20 protein-coding genes are annotated in these 20,816 nt (G+C 66.7%); 8 read left to right on the top strand and 12 right to left on the bottom strand.

Annotation, left to right across the window (positions count from 1 at the left end; translation table 11 throughout):
• Positions 1–35: 35 nt before the first annotated feature.
• Positions 36–983, top strand: a complete 948-nt coding sequence (locus SB771_RS15290) for a LysR family transcriptional regulator (protein ID WP_126225357.1) — start codon at positions 36–38, stop codon at positions 981–983.
• A gap of 142 nt (positions 984–1,125) precedes the next feature.
• On the opposite strand, the gene SB771_RS15285 is transcribed toward SB771_RS15290, so the two are convergent.
• Both SB771_RS15285 and SB771_RS15280 read right to left on the bottom strand, forming a co-directional pair.
• On the bottom strand, positions 1,126–1,428 hold the full coding sequence (locus SB771_RS15285) for a DUF4148 domain-containing protein (protein ID WP_012366011.1): 303 nt from the start codon (positions 1,426–1,428) through the stop codon (positions 1,126–1,128).
• Positions 1,429–1,654: 226 nt separating this feature from the next.
• Complete coding sequence (locus tag SB771_RS15280) at positions 1,655–2,797, bottom strand: porin (protein ID WP_011658754.1); 1,143 nt, start codon at positions 2,795–2,797, stop codon at positions 1,655–1,657.
• A 307-nt stretch (positions 2,798–3,104) separates the two neighbouring features.
• Between SB771_RS15280 and SB771_RS15275 the strand changes: the two genes are divergently transcribed.
• From SB771_RS15275 to SB771_RS15260, 4 genes are all read left to right on the top strand, one after another.
• Positions 3,105–3,569 (top strand): VOC family protein, encoded by a 465-nt coding sequence (locus tag SB771_RS15275; protein ID WP_175659285.1) that lies wholly within the window; start codon positions 3,105–3,107, stop codon positions 3,567–3,569.
• Between the two features lie 73 nt (positions 3,570–3,642).
• Positions 3,643–4,884 carry a cytosine deaminase gene (gene codA / locus SB771_RS15270; RefSeq protein WP_175659284.1) on the top strand — a complete coding sequence of 414 codons (1,242 nt, stop codon included), beginning with the start codon at positions 3,643–3,645 and terminating at the stop codon, positions 4,882–4,884.
• Positions 4,885–5,062: 178 nt separating this feature from the next.
• Entirely contained in the window at positions 5,063–6,409 is a 1,347-nt protein-coding gene (locus SB771_RS15265) for a chloride channel protein (RefSeq protein WP_175659283.1), read from the top strand.
• A gap of 230 nt (positions 6,410–6,639) precedes the next feature.
• A complete protein-coding gene (locus SB771_RS15260; RefSeq protein WP_041491456.1) occupies positions 6,640–7,962 on the top strand; it encodes a TIGR00366 family protein in 1,323 nt (440 codons plus the stop codon).
• A gap of 66 nt (positions 7,963–8,028) precedes the next feature.
• On the opposite strand, the gene SB771_RS15255 is transcribed toward SB771_RS15260, so the two are convergent.
• The 4 genes from SB771_RS15255 to SB771_RS15240 form a co-directional block, all read right to left on the bottom strand.
• Positions 8,029–9,357, bottom strand: coding sequence for an MFS transporter (locus SB771_RS15255; protein ID WP_175659282.1), 1,329 nt, complete (start codon positions 9,355–9,357; stop codon positions 8,029–8,031).
• Positions 9,358–9,590: 233 nt separating this feature from the next.
• The gene (locus SB771_RS15250; protein ID WP_175659281.1) at positions 9,591–10,523 is read right to left on the bottom strand and encodes a 3-keto-5-aminohexanoate cleavage protein; all 933 of its coding nucleotides are present in this window, start codon (positions 10,521–10,523) and stop codon (positions 9,591–9,593) included.
• A gap of 35 nt (positions 10,524–10,558) precedes the next feature.
• Positions 10,559–11,356 (bottom strand): SDR family oxidoreductase, encoded by a 798-nt coding sequence (locus SB771_RS15245; RefSeq protein WP_175659280.1) that lies wholly within the window; start codon positions 11,354–11,356, stop codon positions 10,559–10,561.
• Between the two features lie 74 nt (positions 11,357–11,430).
• Positions 11,431–12,141, bottom strand: a complete 711-nt coding sequence (locus SB771_RS15240; protein WP_175659279.1) for a GntR family transcriptional regulator — start codon at positions 12,139–12,141, stop codon at positions 11,431–11,433.
• Positions 12,142–12,469: 328 nt separating this feature from the next.
• Here SB771_RS15240 and SB771_RS15235 point away from each other — a divergent pair, with 328 nt between their 5' ends.
• Positions 12,470–12,784 carry a helix-turn-helix transcriptional regulator gene (locus SB771_RS15235; protein ID WP_324251717.1) on the top strand — a complete coding sequence of 105 codons (315 nt, stop codon included), beginning with the start codon at positions 12,470–12,472 and terminating at the stop codon, positions 12,782–12,784.
• Positions 12,777–14,036: a type II toxin-antitoxin system HipA family toxin gene (locus tag SB771_RS15230; RefSeq protein ID WP_175659278.1), complete on the top strand. Its 1,260-nt coding sequence runs from the start codon at positions 12,777–12,779 to the stop codon at positions 14,034–14,036. The genes SB771_RS15235 and SB771_RS15230 overlap by 8 nt, the downstream gene beginning before the upstream one ends.
• A gap of 15 nt (positions 14,037–14,051) precedes the next feature.
• Here the strand turns inward: SB771_RS15230 and SB771_RS15225 are convergent, their stop codons facing one another.
• Positions 14,052–15,470 carry a cytochrome-c peroxidase gene (locus SB771_RS15225; RefSeq protein WP_175659277.1) on the bottom strand — a complete coding sequence of 473 codons (1,419 nt, stop codon included), beginning with the start codon at positions 15,468–15,470 and terminating at the stop codon, positions 14,052–14,054.
• A gap of 121 nt (positions 15,471–15,591) precedes the next feature.
• A complete protein-coding gene (locus SB771_RS15220) occupies positions 15,592–17,265 on the bottom strand; it encodes a phospholipase C (protein ID WP_175659276.1) in 1,674 nt (557 codons plus the stop codon).
• A 399-nt stretch (positions 17,266–17,664) separates the two neighbouring features.
• On the opposite strand from SB771_RS15220, the gene SB771_RS15215 reads away from it, so the two are divergent.
• On the top strand, positions 17,665–18,519 hold the full coding sequence (locus SB771_RS15215; protein WP_175659275.1) for an EamA family transporter: 855 nt from the start codon (positions 17,665–17,667) through the stop codon (positions 18,517–18,519).
• Between the two features lie 49 nt (positions 18,520–18,568).
• Here the strand turns inward: SB771_RS15215 and SB771_RS15210 are convergent, their stop codons facing one another.
• The 4 genes from SB771_RS15210 to SB771_RS15195 all read right to left on the bottom strand — a co-directional run bounded on the left by SB771_RS15210 (position 18,569) and on the right by SB771_RS15195 (position 20,796).
• Entirely contained in the window at positions 18,569–18,904 is a 336-nt protein-coding gene (locus tag SB771_RS15210; RefSeq protein ID WP_175659274.1) for a hypothetical protein, read from the bottom strand.
• The gene (locus SB771_RS15205; protein ID WP_165753070.1) at positions 18,901–19,533 is read right to left on the bottom strand and encodes a type VI secretion system amidase effector protein Tae4; all 633 of its coding nucleotides are present in this window, start codon (positions 19,531–19,533) and stop codon (positions 18,901–18,903) included. Before SB771_RS15205 ends, SB771_RS15210 begins: the two co-directional genes overlap by 4 nt.
• Before the next feature lie 3 nt (positions 19,534–19,536).
• Complete coding sequence (locus SB771_RS15200) at positions 19,537–20,097, bottom strand: PAAR domain-containing protein (RefSeq protein ID WP_244096718.1); 561 nt, start codon at positions 20,095–20,097, stop codon at positions 19,537–19,539.
• Between the two features lie 225 nt (positions 20,098–20,322).
• Positions 20,323–20,796, bottom strand: coding sequence for an Lrp/AsnC family transcriptional regulator (locus SB771_RS15195; protein WP_175659273.1), 474 nt, complete (start codon positions 20,794–20,796; stop codon positions 20,323–20,325).
• Positions 20,797–20,816 lie beyond the last annotated feature (20 nt).

The following is a 20,816-nucleotide window of genomic DNA, read 5'->3' as shown; positions in this document are numbered from 1 at the left end:
GAAAATGGCGGCTCCGCTACAGGTGGTTCACACGAATGGATACCCTACAAAACATGCGGGTGTTTACGCGCGTCGTCGAGACGGGCAGTTTCACCGCGGCCGCGCAATCGCTGAATTCGACGACGGGCGCGATGTCGCGCGCGGTGTCGGAGCTCGAGGCGCGCCTGCGCACCCGTCTGATGAATCGATCGACGCGCCGTCTCGCGCTGACGTCGGCCGGCGAAAGCTATCTGCGGCGCTGCCGGCAGATCCTCGCCGACGTCGATCGCGCCGAGGAAGAAGCAAGCTGCGCGCACGAGCGGCCGGCCGGCGTGCTGCGCATGCACAGCTTCGCGAGCGTCGGCCATCACTATGTGATGCCCGCGCTGACGCGCTATCACACGCAGTATCCGGGCGTGTCGATCGAGCTGTCGCTGTCGCAGCGCATGCCCGACCTGTTCGACGGCACGAGCGACATGGCGGTCGTGACCGCGTCGTCGCTGCCCGATTCGGAACTCGTGTCGCATCTGCTCGGCTCGACCTTCAGCATCCTGTGCGCGTCGCCCGAGTACGTGAAGCGCCACGGTGCGCCCGCACGCCCGCAGGATCTCGGCGCGCACGCGTGCCTGACGCTCTGCACGCCGGCTTTCCCGACTCACGAATGGGTGCTCGAAGGCGCCGAGGGCGTCGAGCAGATCCATGTCGCCGGGCCGGTGCAGACCAATACGGCCGAGTCGCTCGCGCTCGCGATCCGCGACGGCATCGGGATCGGCATGCTGCCGCTGTATTCGGCGATCGACGCGCTGCGCGACGGCACGCTCGTGCGCGTGCTGCCCGATCACATCCTGCAGAAGATGAACGTGTATGCGCTGTATCCGTCGCGCCGCTTCGTCGACGCGAAGGTGCGCACCTGGGTCGAGATGCTGCGGGCGCAGGTGCCGGGGATGATCGCGCGCGACGTCGAGATGCTGAACGCGATCGACCGCGAACCGCAGGCCGCGTGACGGCGAATCAAGAAAGAAACAGGATGGCAGCGTGCCGGATGGCGCGCTGTCTGTCCGGCCGCGTCATCACGGGCCGGTTTCGCGCGATAGCCGCCGCGCCCGCACGCTAAGCGTCATGCGGGCGCGGCGTTGCCGCATGCATTCACAGCGCGGGCTTCGCCGCCACGCCCGATTCGGTTGCGCCCGCACCGGCCGGGCCATATCCGCTTTGCGCGGCCTTGTGCTCGGCGAGCCGTTTTGCCGCGAGGCGCTCCTGCGCGGCCATGATGTCGTCCGGATAGTTGCCGGCGTCGCCGAGCGACGGGTTGTAGCCGACCGATTCGAGGTCATAGAGCTCCTGCAGCACCTGCGCGCGCGTGACGGGCGACTTGGCGGACTGCGCGAACGACAGGGCCGGTGCGGCAAGCAGGACGGCAGCGGCGGCGGTAACGACGAGCGATTTCACGATGTTCTCCTGTAGACGGGGGTGAGGCCGGTTCGGCGATCGATATGCGATCCGAACCATCGACGCCAGTCTATGCAGCGCACGCGGCCGCAAAAACCCCGATTCCAGGCAGGCTGCTTTCCAGATGGCACAACATTGGCGCACGTCGCCCGTGTCGACCCGACCCGTGCGCGGCGACACGGGCATGGCCGACGGGCGACGCGTCATTCCGTCATGCGGACGGCGATCAGAAGCGCGTGCGCATGCCGATCGTGCCGACGATCTGGTTCGCGGTGCTCGATGCGCCGCCCGACGTGTTGATGAACGCCTGGTAGCCGCGGCCCGATGCGTGCTGGTACATCGCTTCCGCGTACAGGTCGGTGCGGCGCGACAGCTTGTACACCGCCTGCAGGTCGACCTGGTGCCACTTCGGATCGGTGCCGTGCTTGCTGTCGGGGTTCGACACGCTGGCATCCGTGTACACGTAGGCCGCGCCGAGGCTGACGGCCGGCGTCACCGCATAGCGCACGTTCACGTCGTAGTTGTTGAACGCGACCTGGCCGGTGGAGCCGAACGAGCCCGAGTTGTCGTACTGCGAACGCGTATAGACGAAGCCGACCGTCGCCGGACCGAACCCGTAGCTGACACCGCCACCGTACGTGCGCATGCGGTCCGCGCCCACCGACCAGCCGCCCTGGCTCACGCTCTTCGCTTCGGCCACGTCGGTCGCGCCGGGGCTCGCGCTCGTCGAACCCTTCGTGCCGTTCATCTGCAGGTACGCGCCGGCCAGCTTCAGCGGGCCGTTCGTGTAGCTCGCCGCGACGCTGTACGCGCGATTGCCGGCGAAGTTCGTCGAGTTCGAGAAGCCGTACAGCGCGCCGACCTTGAAGCCCGCGATCGTGTCGCTCGTGTACTTGACCGCGTTGTTGATGCGCACCGAATGGTTCAGGTTGTCGTTGTCGAACGGATGCGCGAAGCCCGTATCGCCGAAGTCGCCGGCCGTCGCGGACAGCGGCGCGACGAAGTCGACCATCGTGTCGTACTGGCGGCCGAGCGTCAGCGTGCCGAAGCCGCTGCGGCTCAGGCCGACGTATGCATGGCGGCCGAACAGCTTGCCGTCCTGGCCGAGCGCGCCGTTGTTCGCGTTGAAGCCGTTCTCCAGCACGAACAGCGCCTTCAGGCCGCCGCCGAGATCCTCGGTGCCGCGCAGGCCGAAACGGCTGCCGTTGATCGTGCCGGTGGTCATTCGCCACTGGGACCCGCCGTTCACGTTGTTGGTGTACGCGATGCCGGCGTCGATCAGGCCGTACAGCGTGACCGAGCTCTGCGCATGCGCGAGCGGGGCGAAGAGTGCGGTGGCGGAGGCGGCGGCAATCAGGGTTTTGTTCATCTAAATGCTCCTGCGTGTGGGACGGTGATCAAAGTTCGGCGCAAGTGTAGGGGCGCCCCCGTCCGATTCCGGCGGCCGGCGCGCGAGCGCACCGTTGCGAGCCGCGCAAGAGTGCGTCATACGGTGTTCACAAACCGATGCCGCCGCCGGATGCCGGGCGTTTTCGCTCCCGATGCGGGGCGTGATGCGGGGTGGCCGCGCCTGCCGTGTCGCGCATTGACAACACGCGCGTCGCCGGCGCGGGAGTTGCTCGCCGCACCGCGCGCGTGGAGAATGAGCAGTCCCATGTCGGGACAAGGAGACATCGATGACTACGCATCACCGTCCGTCCTTCAGTGCCGCGCTCTGCTACCGCGACCCGAAAGCCGCGCTCGCATGGCTCGAACGTGCATTCGGTTTCGAACGCTCGCTCGTCGTCACCACGCCGGAAGGCGACATCGCCCATGCCGAAATGAAATTCGGTGACGGTCTCGTGATGATCGGCGGCGCGTGGGCCGACTTCATCGCATCGCCGGAAGACACCGGCGACCGCAATACCCAGCACGTCCACGTGCATCTGCCGGACGACGCGGACATCGACGCGCACTGCGAACGCGCACGCGCGGCAGGCGCGGAAATCCTGCAGGCGCCGGCCGATGCGTTCTACGGCGATCGCATGTATCGCGCGCGTGACCCCGGCCGGCACGTGTGGACGTTCGGCAAGCACGTGCGCGAGGTGACGAACGACGAGATGAGCGCGGCGACCGGCCTGAAGATCGAGGATTTCCGCTGAATGCCGGACCCGCTGAACGAGCCGGATTTCCCCACCACGCGGCGCGCTGACGCCGCATGACGCCAGGACCCACATGAATCTCTTCAATGCACGCCTGCGCGGTCGCGACGGGCTCTTCACGATCGGCATCGACGGCGACAGGATCGCGCGGATCGACGCGCAAACCGCGCCGGTCGCGCCTGCCGGCGCCGACGACATCGACGCCGGCGGACGTGTCGCGATCCCGCCGCTGGTCGAGCCGCATATCCATCTCGATGCGGTGCTCACGGCCGGCGAGCCGGCCTGGAACATGAGCGGCACGCTGTTCGAGGGGATCGAGCGCTGGTCCGAGCGCAAGGCGACGATCACGCACGAGGACACCAAGACGCGCGCGCATGCGGCGATCGGCATGCTGCGCGATCACGGGATCCAGCACGTGCGCACCCATGTCGACGTCACCGATCCGACGCTCGCCGCGCTGAAGGCGATGCTCGAAGTGAAGGACGAGGCGCGCGGGCTGATCGACCTGCAGATCGTCGCGTTTCCGCAGGAAGGCATCGAGTCGTTCGACGGCGGCCGCGCGCTGATGGAGCAGGCGATCGATCTCGGTGCGGACGTCGTCGGCGGGATTCCGCATTTCGAGAACACGCGCGAGCAGGGCGTCAGCTCGATCCGCTTCCTGATGGAGCTGGCCGAGCGCACCGGCTGCCTCGTCGACGTGCACTGCGACGAGACCGACGATCCGCATTCGCGCTTTCTGGAAGTGCTCGCGGAAGAAGCGCGCGTGCGCGGGATGGGCGCGCGCGTGACGGCGAGCCACACCACCGCGATGGGCTCGTACGACAACGCGTACTGCTCGAAGCTGTTCCGGCTGCTCAAGCGTGCCGGGCTGAACTTCGTGTCGTGCCCGACCGAGAGCATCCATCTGCAGGGGCGTTTCGACACGTTTCCGAAGCGGCGCGGCGTCACGCGCGTCGCGGAGCTCGATCGCGCGGGCCTGAACGTGTGCTTCGGGCAGGATTCGATCAAGGATCCGTGGTATCCGCTCGGCAACGGCAATATCCTGCGCGTGCTCGACGCCGGCCTCCATATCTGCCACATGATGGGCTACGAGGACCTGCAGCGCTGCCTCGACTTCGTGACCGATCACAGCGCGACGACGATGCATCTCGGCGACGGTTACGGGATTGCGGTCGGGCGGCCGGCGAACCTGGTCGTGCTCGACGCGGACAGCGACTACGAAGCGGTGCGCAGGCAGGCGAAGGCCACGCTGTCGGTTCGCCACGGGAAGGTGATCATGCGGCGGGAGCCGGAGCGCGTCACGTATCCGGAGTGACGCGGTCGCGTGGGAGGCGGCGCGCGCCGCCGCGTGGCGCCTTCGCTCGTTCATTCGTGAAATGCATGGGTTGAGAAGAAAAAGACGTTTGCCTCATGAGCGGCCCCCGCCTACGATTCTGACCTGACGGCGGCGTGCATGGTGCGCGCCGCCTTGTCGATCCTCGTTCGCCGATCTCATGCGCCTCGACCTTCCATCCGCTCCCGCGTCTTCTTCGCCGTCCGCCAGCCCGTTCGCGCGGATGGCGGTCGTCACCGTCCTGACCGGCATCGGCGCGGGCCTCGGCGGGATGCTGCTCGCGCTGCTGCTGCACGCGATCCAGCATGTCGCCTACGGCTACAGCCTGTCGCACGTGGTCGGCACCCAGAGCTTCCTCGCGGGCGTGACGCTGGCCGACCCGTTGCGCCGGCTCGCGGTGCTCGTCGTCTGCGGGCTCGTCGCGGGCGGCGGCTGGTGGGCGCTCTACCGGTACGGCCGGCCACTCGTCAGCATCCGCAGGGCCGTGCGTTCGGCCGATCCGCGGATGCCGTTCGTCAGCACGACGGTTCACGCGCTGCTGCAGATCGTCACCGTCGCGCTCGGTTCGCCGCTCGGTCGCGAAGTCGCACCGCGCGAGATCGGCTCGCTGCTCGCCGGGCAGCTCGCGCACCGTGCGGGGCTCACGTCCGCCGACTGCCGGCTGATGGTCGCGTGCGGCGCGGGCGCCGGCCTCGCGGCCGTCTACAACGTGCCGCTCGGCGGCGCCGTGTTCGTGCTCGAAGTGCTGCTCGGCACGTTCGAATTGCGCGCGCTGGTAGTAGCTGTCGTCACGTCGGCGATCGCGGCGGCCGTCGCATGGATCGGCCTCGGCAACGAACATCAGTACACGGTGCCGGCGTTCGTGCTGAGCGCGCCGCTGGTCGCGTGGTCGATCGTCTGCGGGCCGCTGTTCGGTTTCGCCGCATACGGCTTCGTGCGGCTCACGACCCGTGCGCGGGCGGATGCGCCGAAGGGCCGGCTGCTGCCCGTGCTCGCGCTGGTCAACTTCGCGGTGATCGGTGTGCTCGCGATGTGGTTTCCGCAACTGCTCGGCAATGACAAGGGGCCGGCTTCGCTCGGTTTCGACGGCACGCTGACGATCGGCGTCGCGGCGACGCTGCTCGTGCTGAAGGTGCTGATCGAGGCGGGCAGCCTGCGTGCGGGCGCGGAGGGCGGGCTGCTGACGCCGGGTCTCGCGAACGGTGCGCTGCTGGGCGTCGTGCTCGGCGGGCTGTGGGGCCTCGTATGGCCCGGCGCGTCGATCGGCGGGTGCGCGCTGATCGGCGCGACCGCGTTTCTTGCCGCGTCGATGCAGATGCCGATCACGGCCGTCGTGCTGCTGCTCGAATTCACGCGCGTGAATCACGACAGTCTCGTGCCGATGCTGCTGGCCGTGGCCGGGTCGCTCGTGGCGTATCGCTTCGCGCAGCAACTGGCCGAGCGGCGCGCGAATGCGATCGCGACGGTCGGCATGCCGGAGACGGTGGCGGCGACGGCGACCCACTGACCCGCGCCGGTCCACCGAAGTCATCCGCACGGGCGGCTCCCCCGGGGCTGCCCGACGTCGTTTTCCTTCCCGTTTCCTCGCCTCTTCTCGCGCGTATCGCTGCCTGATCACGATGGTGCGCACCCCAAAGCGCGTCTTTCGGTTCTGTGCAAAAATCCGCGCGTTTCCGCGCCACCGAACAACGAACCATACGCGCGCGGATGTCCGTATCAGGAAACGAGGAGCTCAAGTTGGTCCAACGCATTTCCCGCTTTTTCACGCAGGTGGTCCACCGCGTGCTGCCCGACCCGTTGATTTTCGCGATCCTGCTGACGATCGTCACGTTCGCGCTCGCCTTCGGCCTCACGCCGACCACGCCGGTGCAACTCACGACGATGTGGGGTTCAGGTTTCTGGAACCTGCTCGCGTTTTCGATGCAGATGGTGATGATCCTCGTCACCGGCCACGCGCTCGCGAGTTCGCCGCCCGTGCGCCGCCTGCTCGTTGCGCTCGCAAGCACCGCGCGCACGCCGGGGCAGGGCGTGATGCTCGTCGCGTTCGTCGGCGCGCTCGCCTGCGCGATCAACTGGGGCTTCGGCCTCGTGCTCGGCGCGATGCTTGCGCGCGAAGTCGCGCGCCGCGTGGCCGGCAGCGACTACCGGCTGCTCGTCGCGTCCGCGTACATGGGTTTCCTGAGCTGGCACGGCGGGCTGTCGGGTTCGGTCCCGCTCGTCGCCGCGACGAAGGGCAATCCGATGGAAAAGACCATCGGGCTGATTCCTGTGTCGGACACGATCTTCACGGGCTACAACGCGTTCATCACGATCGGGCTGATCGTGATGCTGCCGTTTCTCGCGCGGATGATGATGCCGAAGCCCGGCGATGTCGTCAGCGTCGATCCGGCGCTGCTCGCGGAACCGCCGAGCGTCGAGCGCCAGCTCGGGCCCGACGCGACGTTCGCGGAACGGATGGAAGAGAGCCGCGCGCTGTCGGTCGTCGTTGCGGCGCTGTGCGCGGCGTTCCTCGTGCTGCGTTTCATGCAGAAGGGCTTCGCGCTCGACATCGACACCGTGAACCTCGCGTTCCTCGCGGCCGGCATCCTGCTGCACCGTACGCCGATGGCCTATGCGCGCGCGGTGGCCGGCGCGGCGCGCGGTGCATCGGGAATCATGATCCAGTTTCCCTTTTACGCGGGCATCCAGGCGCTGATGGATCACTCGGGGCTCGCGGGCGTGATCACGAAGTGGTTCGTCGATATCGCGAACGTGCACACGTTCCCGCTGCTCGCGTTCCTCAGCTCGGCCGTGATCAATTTCGCGGTGCCGTCGGGCGGCGGCCACTGGGTCGTGCAGGGCCCGTTCGTGATGCCGGCCGCGCAGGCGCTCGGTGCCGATCTCGGCAAGGCCGCGATGGCGATCGCCTACGGCGAGGCGTGGACCAACATGGCGCAGCCGTTCTGGGCACTGCCGGCCCTCGCGATTGCCGGGCTCGGCGTGCGCGACATCATGGGGTACTGCGTGACGACGCTGCTGTTCTCGGGCGTGGTGTTCGTCGCAGGGATGTATCTGTTCTGACCGAACGCGGCGCGAGGCAGGCGGGGGCGGCCCGCCGCATCGCGCCGGCGTGAATCGCGCGCAGGCTCAGCGTTGCGATCGCGCAGCGGGCCGCTCGTGCCCGTGGCGCAGCGCGAGACTCGCGAACGCGGCGACGACGAGCGCCGCGGTGAGCAGCGTCAGTCCGTTCTTCGCATTCCCGGTCGCCTGTTCGATCGCGCCGACGACAGTCGGGCCGACGAAGCCGCCGAGCAGGCCGCACGTGTTCACCAGACCGAGACCGCCGGCCAGCGCGCTGCCGGCGAGTCGCGACGCCGGAAACGTGAACACGATCGACTGCACGACGAAGAACATCGACGCGGCGATGCATACGCAAGCGAGGCCGGCCACCGGCGACGCGTTTGCGGCGCCCACCATTCCGGCCGCCATCACGATGAGACCGCCGCACAGGATCCGGCGCGCATGATGCGACTCGCGCGCGAAGCGCGGCAGGGTTGCGGCGCCGAGTGCGGCGGCGAGCCAGGGCAACGCGGTCAGCAACCCGACCGCGAACGGCGAGAAGTGCCCCGATGCGCCGATGATGCCCGGCAGGAAGAAGATCACCGTATAGATCGTCAGCTGGTGGCAGAAGTACACGAAGATCGCGAGCCAGATCTGCGGATCGCGCAGCGCGGCGCCGAACCGGTGGCCGCCGTGGGCGGCGACCCCGGCATCCTGTTCGGCTGCCAGCGCGCGTTCGAGTGCGCGGCCGGTTTCGGGGGCGAGCCACGGCGCGCGGCTCGGCCGGTCGGGCAGCCGTGTCCACACGACGAAGGCGAGCAGGATCGCCGGAATCCCTTCGACGACGAACAGCCATTGCCAGCCGTGGAAGCCGAGCGTGCCGTCGAGTTCGATCAGCGCGCCGGCCAGCGGCCCGCCGACGATGTTCGCGATGCACACACCGAGCAGGAAATAGCCGGTCGCCCGCGCACGCTCCTCGCGACCGAACCAGTACGTGAGGTACAGCATCACGCCCGGAAATAGTCCGGCTTCGGCGGCGCCGAGCAGCAGGCGCATCACGTAGAACGACGTCGGGCCGCCGACGAACGCCATCGCGACCGACAACGCGCCCCACGTGATCATGATCCGCGTGATCCAGAAGCGCGCGCCGACGCGATGCATGATCAGGTTGCTCGGGATCTCGAACAGCGCGTAGGTCAGGAAGAACAGGCCGGCGCCGAGCCCGTAGGCCGCGGATGAAATGCCGAGATCGACGCCCATCGAGTGCTTTGCGAAGGCGATGTTGGTGCGGTCGAGGAAGCTGATCACGTAGGCGGCGATCAGCAGCGGCATGAGCTTGCGGAACAGCAGCCGGTTCAGCGACGCGCTTGCGTCGCCGGCTGCGGAAGGCAGGATCTGGACGTGTTGAGTGGACATGCGGACGACTCCGGTAAAGGCGAACGGGCGCACACGGCAAGCACGGCGCGCCGCGTTCGGCAGAGGCCGCTGCGTCGCGCGCAGCGGAGGGGCAGACGACGGAGCCGCGCCGGCGGCGCTCGGGCGGGAGCGGGGCGATCAAGGGCGTCCTGGCGCCGGCCGGCTTGGGCCGGCGCCTTGTCTCTGCGCTTGCGGGTCCTGGTGTTGGGCGGGTATCGGGCGCGCCCCGGCGGTCAGAACCGGACCGCGTCGCCACCCTTGAGATCGAGCATCGCGCGCGCCTCGGCCGGCGTCGCTATCTCCAGCGACAGTCCCTCGAGCACCTGCCGCATCTTCAGTACCTGCGCGGCGCTCGATTCGGCGAGCTGGCCGGGCGCGATCCACAGCGAATCCTCGAGCCCGACCCGCACGTGCGCGCCCTGTGCGGCGCCGATCGTCGCGAGCGGAATCTGGTTGCGGCCCGCGCCGAGAATCGACCACACGTAGTCCTGACCGAACAGGCGGTCTGCCGTGCGGCGCATGTGCATCAGGTCTTCAGGATGTGCGCCGATGCCGCCGAGCAGGCCGAACACGCTCTGCACGAAGAACGGCGGCTTCGCGAGCCCGCGGTCGACGAAGTGCGCAAGGTTGTACAGGTGCGAGATGTCGTAGCACTCGAACTCGAACCGCGTGCCGTTCGCGCCGCAGCGCGTGAGGATCGTCTCGATGTCGGCGAACGTGTTCTTGAACACCAGATCGCGGCTCTTCTCGAGATGTTCGCGTTCCCACGGATGCTTCAGTTCGCGAAAGCGCTCGAGCATCGGATAGAGTCCGAAGTTCATCGAGCCCATGTTCAGCGACGCGATTTCGGGCTGGAAATACAGCGCGGGCTGCAGCCGTTCGTCGACGGTCATGTGCGGGCTGCCGCCCGACGTGAGATTGATCACCGCGTCGGTCTGCGCCTTGATGCGCGGCAGAAATTCGGCGAACACGGCCGGGTCCTGCGTCGGCTTGCCGTCCGACGGGTTGCGCGCGTGCAGATGCAGGATCGCGGCGCCGGCCTGCGCGGCCGCGACGGCGGCCGTCTCGATCTGATGCGGCGTGACGGGCAGGTACGGCGACATCGACGGCGTGTGGATCGCGCCGGTCGGCGCGCAGGTGATGATGATTTTGCGAGCGTTTGCCACGAGAGGATTCCTTACGATGAGCGACGCAGGAGGCGTCAGAGCACTTCGACGTTGCCGCAGACGGAAATCGCCTGCCCGGTGATGCCGTGCCCGCCGGGCGAGCACAGGAACAGCGCGGTCGCGGCGATTTCGGCCGGATCCGTCATGCGCCGCAGCGAGATCTTCTCGAGATAGCGCTTCTCCATCTCGTCGTAGCCGATGCCGAGCTGCTGCGCGCGTGCTTCGATCACGCGGCGCATCCGCGGGCCGCGGACGATGCCGGGCTGGATCGCGTTCACGCGTATGCCGAGCGGCCCGAGCTCGATCGCGAGGCTTTTCACGAGACCGACGACGGCCCACTTGGTCGCCGCATAGGGCGTGCGGAACGCGTAGCCGAGCCGCCCCGCGACCGACGACAGCGCGATGATCGCGCCGCCGTGCTTCGCGTCACGCAGGAGCGGCACCGCGCGCCGCGCGAACTGGAATTGCGCGTTCAGGTTGATCGCGATCGTCTGCTCCCACTGCACGGGATCGATTTCGTCGATGCCGCCCGTGGGGCCGGCGATGCCTGCGTTGTTGACGAGCACGTCGAGGCCGCCGAGCGTCTTCGCTATGTCCGCGAACACGCGCTCGACCGCGGCCGGATCGGATACGTCGGCCAGCGTCGCACTGATCGCGGCGCGCGACGGCCGGTCCGCCAGCGCCGCGATCGCGGCTTGCGACGCATCGCACACGTGGACGCGCGCGCCGCAATCGGCGAACGCGTCGGCGATTTCGAGACCGATGCCCGACGCGCCGCCCGTCACGAGGACGCGCAGGCCGTCATAGGGTTTCAGCAGGTCGGAAGCTGTCATGCCGGGTTGTCTCCATCGTTGAAGTTATTGGGTGCGGCGCGCCTTCGGGGGCTGCTTGCCGCGGAAGGTGGCCGCTACGGCTTCGCATTCGCGCGCCGCGGGGTCTGCTCGGCGCGCAGCGTTTCGGCGAGATCGTGCGCGGCGCCGCCGATGTCGAGCGCGATGCCGGCACGTACGCCGGTGCCGTCGCGCCGTTCGAGCGCATCGACGATCGCGCGGTGCGCATCCATCGAGCGCCGCATGTGCGGGATATCGAGCGCGACCATGTTGAGGAACGGCCCGACGCGCATCCACAGGTTCTCGATGATCGCGAGCGTGCTTTCGCTCGCGCCGTGCGCGTAGATCGCGCTGTGGAACGCGAAATTGCTCTGCAGGTAGGCGCGCGAACGGCCGGCCTCGACCTGCGCCTGCATCGTTTCGCAGGTCTTGCGCACGGCGGCGATCTGCGCGTCGGTCATCCGTGCGCACGCGCGTTCGGCGATGCATCCTTCGAGCGCGATCCGCACGTCGCGCAGTTCGTCGAGCATGTCGAGCGTCATCGGCGGCACGACGAGCGCGCGGTTCGGGCCGTCCACCAGCGCGCGTTCGGCGCGCAGCCGCGTGAGCGCGGCGCGCACGGGCATCGTCGACGAGCCGACCGCCTCGGCGACGCTGCGCAGGCTCAGCGCCTGACCGGGCGCGAAACGGCCGCTCATCAGCGCTTCGCGCAGTTGCTGGTAGACCTTGTCGGCCATCGTTTCCGATTCGATGACTTTCAGTGCGGGCGGGACGATACGGGGTGCCAAGGCCGGGGGTTCTCCTGGGTTTGATCTGCGATCTGTGATCACACTTGCGATGGGCAAAGTGTTGTCGATGGGGACGGGTAGCGTCAAGGAGTTCGAGGTAGGGGAAAACGCGGGGCGCAAAGCGGGGTGTGGCCGGTGCTAACAAGAATGTGGCGGGGTATGACGGGGCATACGTCCATCAGGAGTTAATTCCGCGTCACTGGTGGTAATGACGCCATATTCGCCTATAAATCACAATATCAGGAAATTACAGTTCTTGAGCATGCTAACGCGTTAACTCTATAATATTGTGAGTTATATGCCCTCTGGCGCCACAAGGCCCACTATGTTGGAATTAAGCTTTCGCAAACCCGCTGAAATCGTCACACTCCTTTGCGAGCGGCTTCGCACGGAGCGATTGGCGTTGCAACTCACGCAGGCCGACGTGGCCGCGCGTGCCGGCGTCGGCGCCAATACCGTGTCCAACCTGGAAGCCGGACGCAATGTGAGCCTCGAAACGGTCATTCGTGTAGCCATGGTTCTTGGACGAAGCAAGGAACTCGAAGCGCTGTTCCTGCCGAAGCTCGATAGCCTGGACGATGTTCACCGGTATGAAAAGAGCGCCAAACGTCAGCGCGTCAAGAGGACGACGAGAAATGATTGAGCGGGTCGATGTCTACTACGACGGCTGGGGGGAGCACTGGCTGTGGGGATCGCTGGTCTCGACGACGGCCATCACGGGGCGCCCGTTGATCGTATTCGAATATAGCGATGACGCACGCAAGCGGGGGCTCGAGCTGTCGGCTTATGCACTGCCGGTGCATGGGAGCAAGCTGCGCAAGGATTTTCCGGCCCATCAGCTAGGGCTGCCGGGGCCCGTCTACGACGCGCTGCCCGACGGATGGGGCATGTTGCTGATGGATCGGTTGTTCAAACGCCGCGGCCTCAACGCGGCACGCATCGGGCCGCTGGAGCGTCTGGCTTACATTGGCAGCCATGCGATGGGGGCCATGTCGTTCGAACCCGTCGCGCCCGAGATCCAGGAGCCGCAGCCGAATATTCCCCTGGATCGGCTCGCGGCCGAGGTACAGGAAGTCCTCGATGGTGAAGGCGGAGCGTTCCTTCATCAGTTGCTGCAGGTCGGCGGTTCTCCGCAAGGCGCCAGGCCGAAGGCGCTGGTCTATCGCGATCCGCGCTCCGGCGTCTTTACCACGGCCGCCGCGGCGGGTTTTGAAGCGTGGCTGGTCAAGTTCCCGGCGCGGCAAGAGCATCCGGAGGTGTGCGCGATCGAGATGGTCTACGCCGAGTGCTTGCGCATGTGCGGCATCGAGACCCCCGACACGTTGCATTTCGATTTGCCGGGCGGGATGGCGGCATTTGCATCCAGGCGTTTCGATCGACGGGACGGTCTGCGCGTGCCCATGCAAAGCGTCGCTGCGTTTACCGGTGCCGATTACAAAACGCCGGGTGCGCTGGATTACGTGAATTTCCTGCGTGCGACCCACATGTGCACCAATGACGTCCGCGAAAAGGCGCGGGCGTTCGAGCGGGCGGTCTTCAACGTCGCCTTCAACAACCGGGACGATCATCCCAAGAACTTCGCGTACATCATGGCGCGATCCGGCGAGTGGAAGCTCGCGCCGGCCTATGACGTGACATTCTGCGAGGGACCGGGCGGTTATCACCAGATGGACGTCATGGGCGAGGCCCTGCAGATCGACCGAGCGGCCTTGCTCGGGCTGGCGAAGGAGGCGGAGATTCCCCCCGCGGCGGCCGGCGACATGATCGACCGCATGTGCTCGGTGGCCAGCCGATGGTCGGCCATTGCGACGCGCGACTATCAGGGCACCATTACCGACGATACCCTGATGCACATTCAGCGTCGGATCGACGAGAACGTTGCGCTGCTCCGCTAGTGCAACGGCGATTCCTCAGCGTGCCGGCTCGTCGGTCAGCGTCCCGAGAAACGCGACGATATCCTTGATGTCCTGCTCGGTCATCGCGGGCTTGTCGCCGGGCTTGCGATCGAACGGCGCATCGGTCACGTCGACGTTCGCGCGGTACTGCGGCGGAATATCGTCGTACTCGTCGACCTTGCCGTCCGCGCCGCGCGCATAGAACTTCTGCGGCGAGATGCTGCGCTCGTTGTAGAACGCCATGACCTGGTCGAGCGTATGGAACACGCCGTTGTGGAAGAACACCTGGCGCGTCGCCGCGTTGCGCAGCGTAGGCGTGAGGAACATCCCGCAATACTGCGTCTGGTCCTTCAGGTCCTCGCGGAACGGCCCGCACACGCCGAGATCGTGGAACGCCGGGTTGCGGTTCTGCGCGAGCGCCCGGTTGCGCGGCGCGCCGAGCGCCTCGTACTGGTAGTCGGTAAACATCGGCGGCAGGCCGTCCTTGCCGGGCCTGGACAGATGGCAGCCCGCGCAATTCGCCTTGTCCGGATCGTTGAAGAGCCTCAGCCCGCGCAACTCGGCCCGCGTCAGGCGCGCGCGGCCCTCGAGCCAGCGATCGTACTTGCTGTTGTACGGATGGAACGACGGATCCTCGACCTGATAGCGCGCGATCGCGAACATCGCCTCCGACACCAGAAGCTGCGGGCTGGAGAACACGCGCGCGCCGAACAACTGCTCGAACTGCGCGCGATGCGACGACTGCGCGAGCTTGCGCGCGACGTCGTCGACGCTCGCGTTCGCCATCTCGACCGGATTCAGCAGCGGCCCGAACGCCTGCTGCTGCAGCGTATCGGCGCGGCCATCCCAGAACATCCCGCCCTGCGGCACGAGTTGCGGCGCGGCCGACGTGCCGGCCACCTTCTGCGCCTTCACGACGCTGGCCGCGGCTGCCGCCTGCTGCGCGACGCTCGGCGCGGCGTCGTTTTCGCCCGCATCGGGGCCGATGCTGAAATTCGGCTGGCGGTACAGGTACATCAGCGACGGCGGCGGACGGTAACCCTGCTGCGTCATCGCGAGGCCGCCCGGCTGCACGTCGAGCCCGTTCGGCGGCCCGTATGCATGATCGGGGCTGTGGCACGACGCGCACGACTGCTTGCCGGATGCCGACAGCGACGGATCGGCGAACAGTGCACGCCCAAGTTGCGCGACCGCGGACAGCGGCTGCGCGGCCGGGCGCTGCAGCACGACCGGATGCGGATTCGCGCCCGTCCAGTCGGCGACGACGTCGCCGATCGCCGCCGGCGTCCGAGCCGGAAACGCGATCGCGAACGCGCCGTAGCCGAGCACGGCCGCGCCGAGCACGAACGCCGCGCGGCGCAGTACGCGGGCAGGGGAACGCGGCGCGGCGGCGCCGGATGCGTCGGGAGACGGGAACGCGGGACGAGCTGTCATGCTGGCGGTCGAAGGTCGGGTGCGGCGTAAAGGCGGCGCGGTGAATGGAAACGGCCGGCGCACGATGCGCCGGCCTGCTGCTGCTTGTTATTGCCTGCTGCTAACGATCAGGCAATGCCGGTCAGATCGACGGCGCCGCGCTCAGCACGGTGCCTTGCGTCGGATCGAGATACAGCGGCGCCGTATTCGGCTTCGACGCGAAGTCGAACAGCCCGCGCAGGTCGCCCGCCGTCGCATCGAACGAACCGCCGCCGATGCGCTGGCCGCCGAGCCAGTTGTCCTCGATGAAGCGCACGACCGACGCCTGGTCGATCATCGTGTGGTCGACATAGTTCTGCTTCGCGTACGGCGAGATCACGACCAGCGGAATGCGCACACCCGGACCGCAGCGGCCGTTCACGGTGCCGCCGTTCACGCCGGTGGTGCCGCCCGTGCCGCATGCGCCGTTGCCGTTCACCTGGTCGACCGCATCGGACGACGCGTGGGTCGGCGCCGTGTACGCGTGGTCGTACCAGCCGTCGGAGTCGTCATAGGTGACGATCACGGCCGTGTTCTTCCAGTCGGGCTGCTGCTGCAGGAAGTTGACGACCTTCGTCACGAACGCCTGCTCGTCGAGCGGATCCGAGTAGCCCGCGTGCGCATCCTGCGCGGCCGGCGCCTTGAGGAAGCTGACCGACGGGAAATTGCCGGCCTTCACGGCCGCGAAGAAGTCGTCGCTGTCGTACTGGTGGTTCGCCGGCTCGGCCGTCTTGCCGTCGGCCTGGACGCTCGAGCCGATCGCCGCGACGCTGCTCGGACGCGTGTGCTGCGGGTTCGCGGTCGATGCGTAGTACTGGAACCAGTTGTGGTGCGGGATGTAGTCGGCCGTCGCCGCGTTCACGGCGGTGGCGACGGTGCTGCGGTTACAGCCGGTCGTGCCGTTGCCGTTGGTCGTCGACAGGTTGAAGCCGCCCATGAAGCCGCCCCACGTGATCTTCGCGGCGTTCAGCAGGTCGCCGATGTTCTTGCTGCTCATCATCGCCTGGTCGGTCGTGCTCGAGCACACGTCGAAGCCGGGGTCGACGTCGTTGATCATCGTGAAGCCGCCCTGGCCGTCGTTGACGTAGTACGAGGTGGCCGCGAGCGTCGACGGCTGCTTCGACGTCTTGACGATCTGCATCCCGTTGGTCTGGCCCGACACGACGTTCAGCGCGCCCGGCGTCGACGGGCCGTAGACCGTCGTATACGCGTTGTCGCTCATCGCGAAGCGCTGCGCGTAGTTCCACAGCGCGGTGACGGTGTTGCCGTCGAAGTAGCCCATCACCTGGCCTTTCGTGCCGAACGCGCCGGCGCCGCCGGACGAGCCCTTGCCGGTGTATTTCGGGAACAGGTCGGCGAGGCCGTTGTCCTCGGCCTGCTGCTCGGCCGTGTACGCGTGGTTCTGGTCAGCCGTCGCGGCCTGCGTGCGGTCGAGGCGGAACGGGTTCGCGGCGTCGGTGCCGTTGGCCGTGTTCGTGAAGTTCGGGTTCGCGGTGAGCAGCGTGCCCGTCAGCCCGTTGACCGTCGGCGTGCCGGGCTTGGCGGTGAAGGCCGGTTCGCCGGACGGGTTCGACGCGTTCGGGTAGGTGCCGAAGTAATGGTCGAACGACACGTTTTCGCCGTAGATCACGACGACGTGCTTGATCGGCGTGGCGGTCTGCAGTGCATCCTGCGACGACACCGCGGGCGTCGACGTCGGATCGTCGCTGCCGCCGCAGGCGAACAGCGCAAGCGCTGCGCCTGCACAGGCGGTGACGAGCAAGGCTTGACGGAACATCGGGAAACTCCAGGTGAGGTGGTCGATGGTGGAGAGCGGCCCCGTCGTCGTCTCGGTTCGGCGCGGGGCTCGTGATGGAGCACCGGCATTGAAACAGCCCGGTATGAAGATATGGGGGCGAATCGGTTTCGCGACGGTTGCGCCGCGGTATCGACTCCATTACGGCGAGACGCGGCGCGAAAGACAGCAGAAAGGCGCGGGCCGATGCAACCGGCGCGACACATTCGGCGGCGGGCGCGGTCGTCGCCGTGGATGCCGCGCCGGGCGGGCCGCGGCACGTGCCGGGTGTGTCGGTCCACGCGGTCGTGCAGCGGCTTTTTTGACAATCCGGTGACACATTCATACGATGATCGGCCCCGGCAACGATTTCGCGTTGCCGGCCGTCAGCGAGTATTCAACGTGCCGATCCCCGTTCTGCTTGCCGTCCTGTGTGCCGCCTTCCTGCATGCGTCGTGGAATGCACTCGTACGCAGCAGCGGCGACCGGCTGCGCTCGGCCACAGTGCTGCAGATCGCGATCGGGCTCTTCGCGCTGCTGTTCCTGCCGGGCGCCGCGCCGATCACGCCCGCGAGCTGGGCCTGCGTCGTCGCGTCGGCGGTGATCCATGTCGTCTATACGTTGCTGCTGGTGCGCGCGTACGAGCACGGCGACCTGAGCGTCGCGTATCCGGTCGCGCGCGGCACCGCGCCGCTGCTCGTCACGCTGGGCGCGGCGGTGTTCGCGGGCGAGCGCCTGAACGCGGGCGCGCAATGCGGACTCGTGCTGATCTGCGCCGGCATTCTGGCGATCGGGCTCGAGCGCGGGCGGGGCGCGCCACACCGGATGGCGCCCGTGTTGCTGACCGCGTTCGCGACCGGCGTATCGATCGCCGCGTACAGCGTGGTCGACGGGATCGGCGTGCGGGAAAGCGGCAGCACGGTCGGCTATACCGGGTGGATGTTCGTGCTGACGGGGCTGCTGATGGCCGCGTATTACCGGCTGCGCGCGGGGCCGCTGCGGCTCACGCAGGATATCGGCGAGACGGCGAAGGCCGCGGGCGGCGGCGTGTTCGCGGCGCTCGCGTACGGGATCGTGATCTGGGCGATGGATCGCGCGCCGATGGGACCGGTGTCGGCGCTGCGCGAAACGAGCGTGGTGTTCGCGGCGCTGATCGCGCGCGTGTATCTCGGCGAGCGGCTGACGCCGCGTCGCGCGGGCGGGTGTCTGGTGATTGCTTGCGGGGCGCTGCTGATCAGCGCGTTCGAGGCGACCTGAGAGAGCGTGGCGGCGCGCCAGCCGCATTGCGCCGCCCCGTTGATCCGAGTTAGCTAAACAGACCTAGCGCGCCTGCCGCATAGCTCGCGAGATGAAAAAACACGACAAACAGCGTAGCGACAACGACCACGGTTGCCCATTTGCGCGACGACCAGCGCCGATAAGCGAACGCGTTGATTGCGGCAAAGAGGACCGAGGGCCACAAGGTGAGCGCCAGCAGGCCGACGATGAATACGGCGTGAGAGGCGCAGTGCTCCATGTCGTTACAGCCGGTGGAATGTGACGGCGTAGCGGACCACCGAATATGGCTGAACGCATAGAGGGATGCCCATGTCGCGAGCAAGCCCCATATGAATCCGCCGAGGGCGGCAGCCAGTCGTTTCATTCCACTTCCCAGAAAAGGATTTCTTTCGAGTCCGCCAGGTCCGAATACCAGTTTCCGCGCCGGCCCCGAAGATAATCGAGCGGATTAATCATCGACCGTACGCCGAGGCGAAACCGCCAGAATGATGCGGCAGACGGCGTGAGGGTATCCTTGTTCCACAGATCGATATGTCCGCCACTCAAGGCGTCAGCCGAATCCCCTTCCTGTCGCCAGTAGCCGAAAAAGTAGATGATACCGGTTCGGCCCCTTATCTTGTCCTGCCAGTCCGGCCCCGTGACATTTTCGGGTTTGCCGAGGCCGAGGAATGGGCGGAGTTTCAACCATTCGGCCAGTTCATAAGCGCGAGTCGCAGTTGCTTTGCCGTTGAGGAGCAACCGTCCCAACGTTCCTTTTCCCGGCATCGGCTTCAGTACCTTTTGCGAAAACGACTTCATGTCGCTCCCGGCCGCATGAAACGTAACGCTCATCCGGATCGCACATTGATTTTCATACTCGCCGGTCGGGTCGTCGTATGGGTCTTTCGTCGGGTATGCGCGCCAAAGCTGCTGAAATGTCAGTGCTTTGAGCGGTACGGTTTTTTCGGAGAGGGGTGTGTTGTTGGTGCGGACGTTCGTGGGCGGATTCGGCATCAGTCATGCTCCGTATTGCTTTGCGATAGCTTCGTCGCCCCAATGGACGACGTAAGTGCCGCTCGCCGCCATGGTGTCAATGCGTGGGAGGGCGCCACTGGAGTCAAGGCATCCGGAATACGTACGGCCGTCTGCTGTCTCGATGTAGTAAGGATATCCAGCGAGTATTGACCCGCGCGCAACGCACTTGATCTTCTCGTCGTATTGGAAAGGCGCGGCTCCTGATTGCTCTGTCGGGGCAACGGGTCGTGCGCTGCCTATCGCCGGTGCAGTACTGGGTGCATTACCTTCTTCATAGAAAATCATGCTGTCGCCGCCCGCCATGACCTTGTTCTGTTCACATGGGCAAAGAACCGGGTCACCATTTAGAACGACTCTGCGGCCATGGCAACTCATACGCTGGGCGCTGCCAAAAATCTTGAACGTTCCCTTGCAGTCACCACATGTCGCTTCGTCTCCGTCGATGGCGACATGCTTGCCGTTGTCGAACATCGTGGACGTGACCGCAATGACGAATCCGCCGGTCGTGGTCGGATCGCCGTCTCTTACTGCCGTTCGGCGCATGGTCGATTCTCTGTCTGTTAAGGAAGAAAAGACGATCGCCGACAGCAGGCACGTTGCCTATTGGATATGTACGATTTTTAGTGAAAATCGCTACCGAATGATGGGTGGCGAGTCGATATGGCGATATTACGCGGGAAACGGAGGGGCGGCGCAAGCCACCACTATCTCCAGGTGGGTCGCACACAGCCGGTGCATTACCGGTGGCCGCGCCGGAAGCGCCGGCCGCTAGCTGTCCAACGGCATCGCACTAGTGCACTTGATTTCATCGAGACAGACACTCGAATGCACGCCGCTGACGCCGGGAATGCGCATCAGCGTTTCGAGCAGGAACGTGGACAGCCCCTTCAGATCATGCGCGACGACCTTCAGCACGTAGTCGATATCGCCCGTCACCGAGAAACATTCCTGGATCTGCGCGAGATCCGACACGAGTTTCTGGAACTTCGACAGATCGCGGATATGCCCGCGCTCCATCGTCACGTGCACGAACGCGGTGACGCCGAACCCGAGCGTATCGGCGCACAGACGGGTTTCGTAGCGGCGGATCGCGCCGATCTCCTCCAGCCGGCGGTGGCGCCGCAGCGTCTGCGCGGGCGACAGGCCGACGGCCTTGGCCAGGTCGAGGTTCGACGCGCGGCCGTTCTCCTGCAATACCGACAACAAGTGGCGATCGATGCGATCGAGAACCGGTTCAGGCATTTTTGTTTCCTCGTCTGTCT

Origin of the sequence: Burkholderia sp. SIMBA_051 (genome assembly GCF_046534915.1) — a bacterium.
GTDB lineage: Bacteria > Pseudomonadota > Gammaproteobacteria > Burkholderiales > Burkholderiaceae > Burkholderia > Burkholderia ambifaria.
Note: the sequence above shows the minus strand (reverse complement) of the source record. Positions and strands in the feature narration are given on the sequence as shown.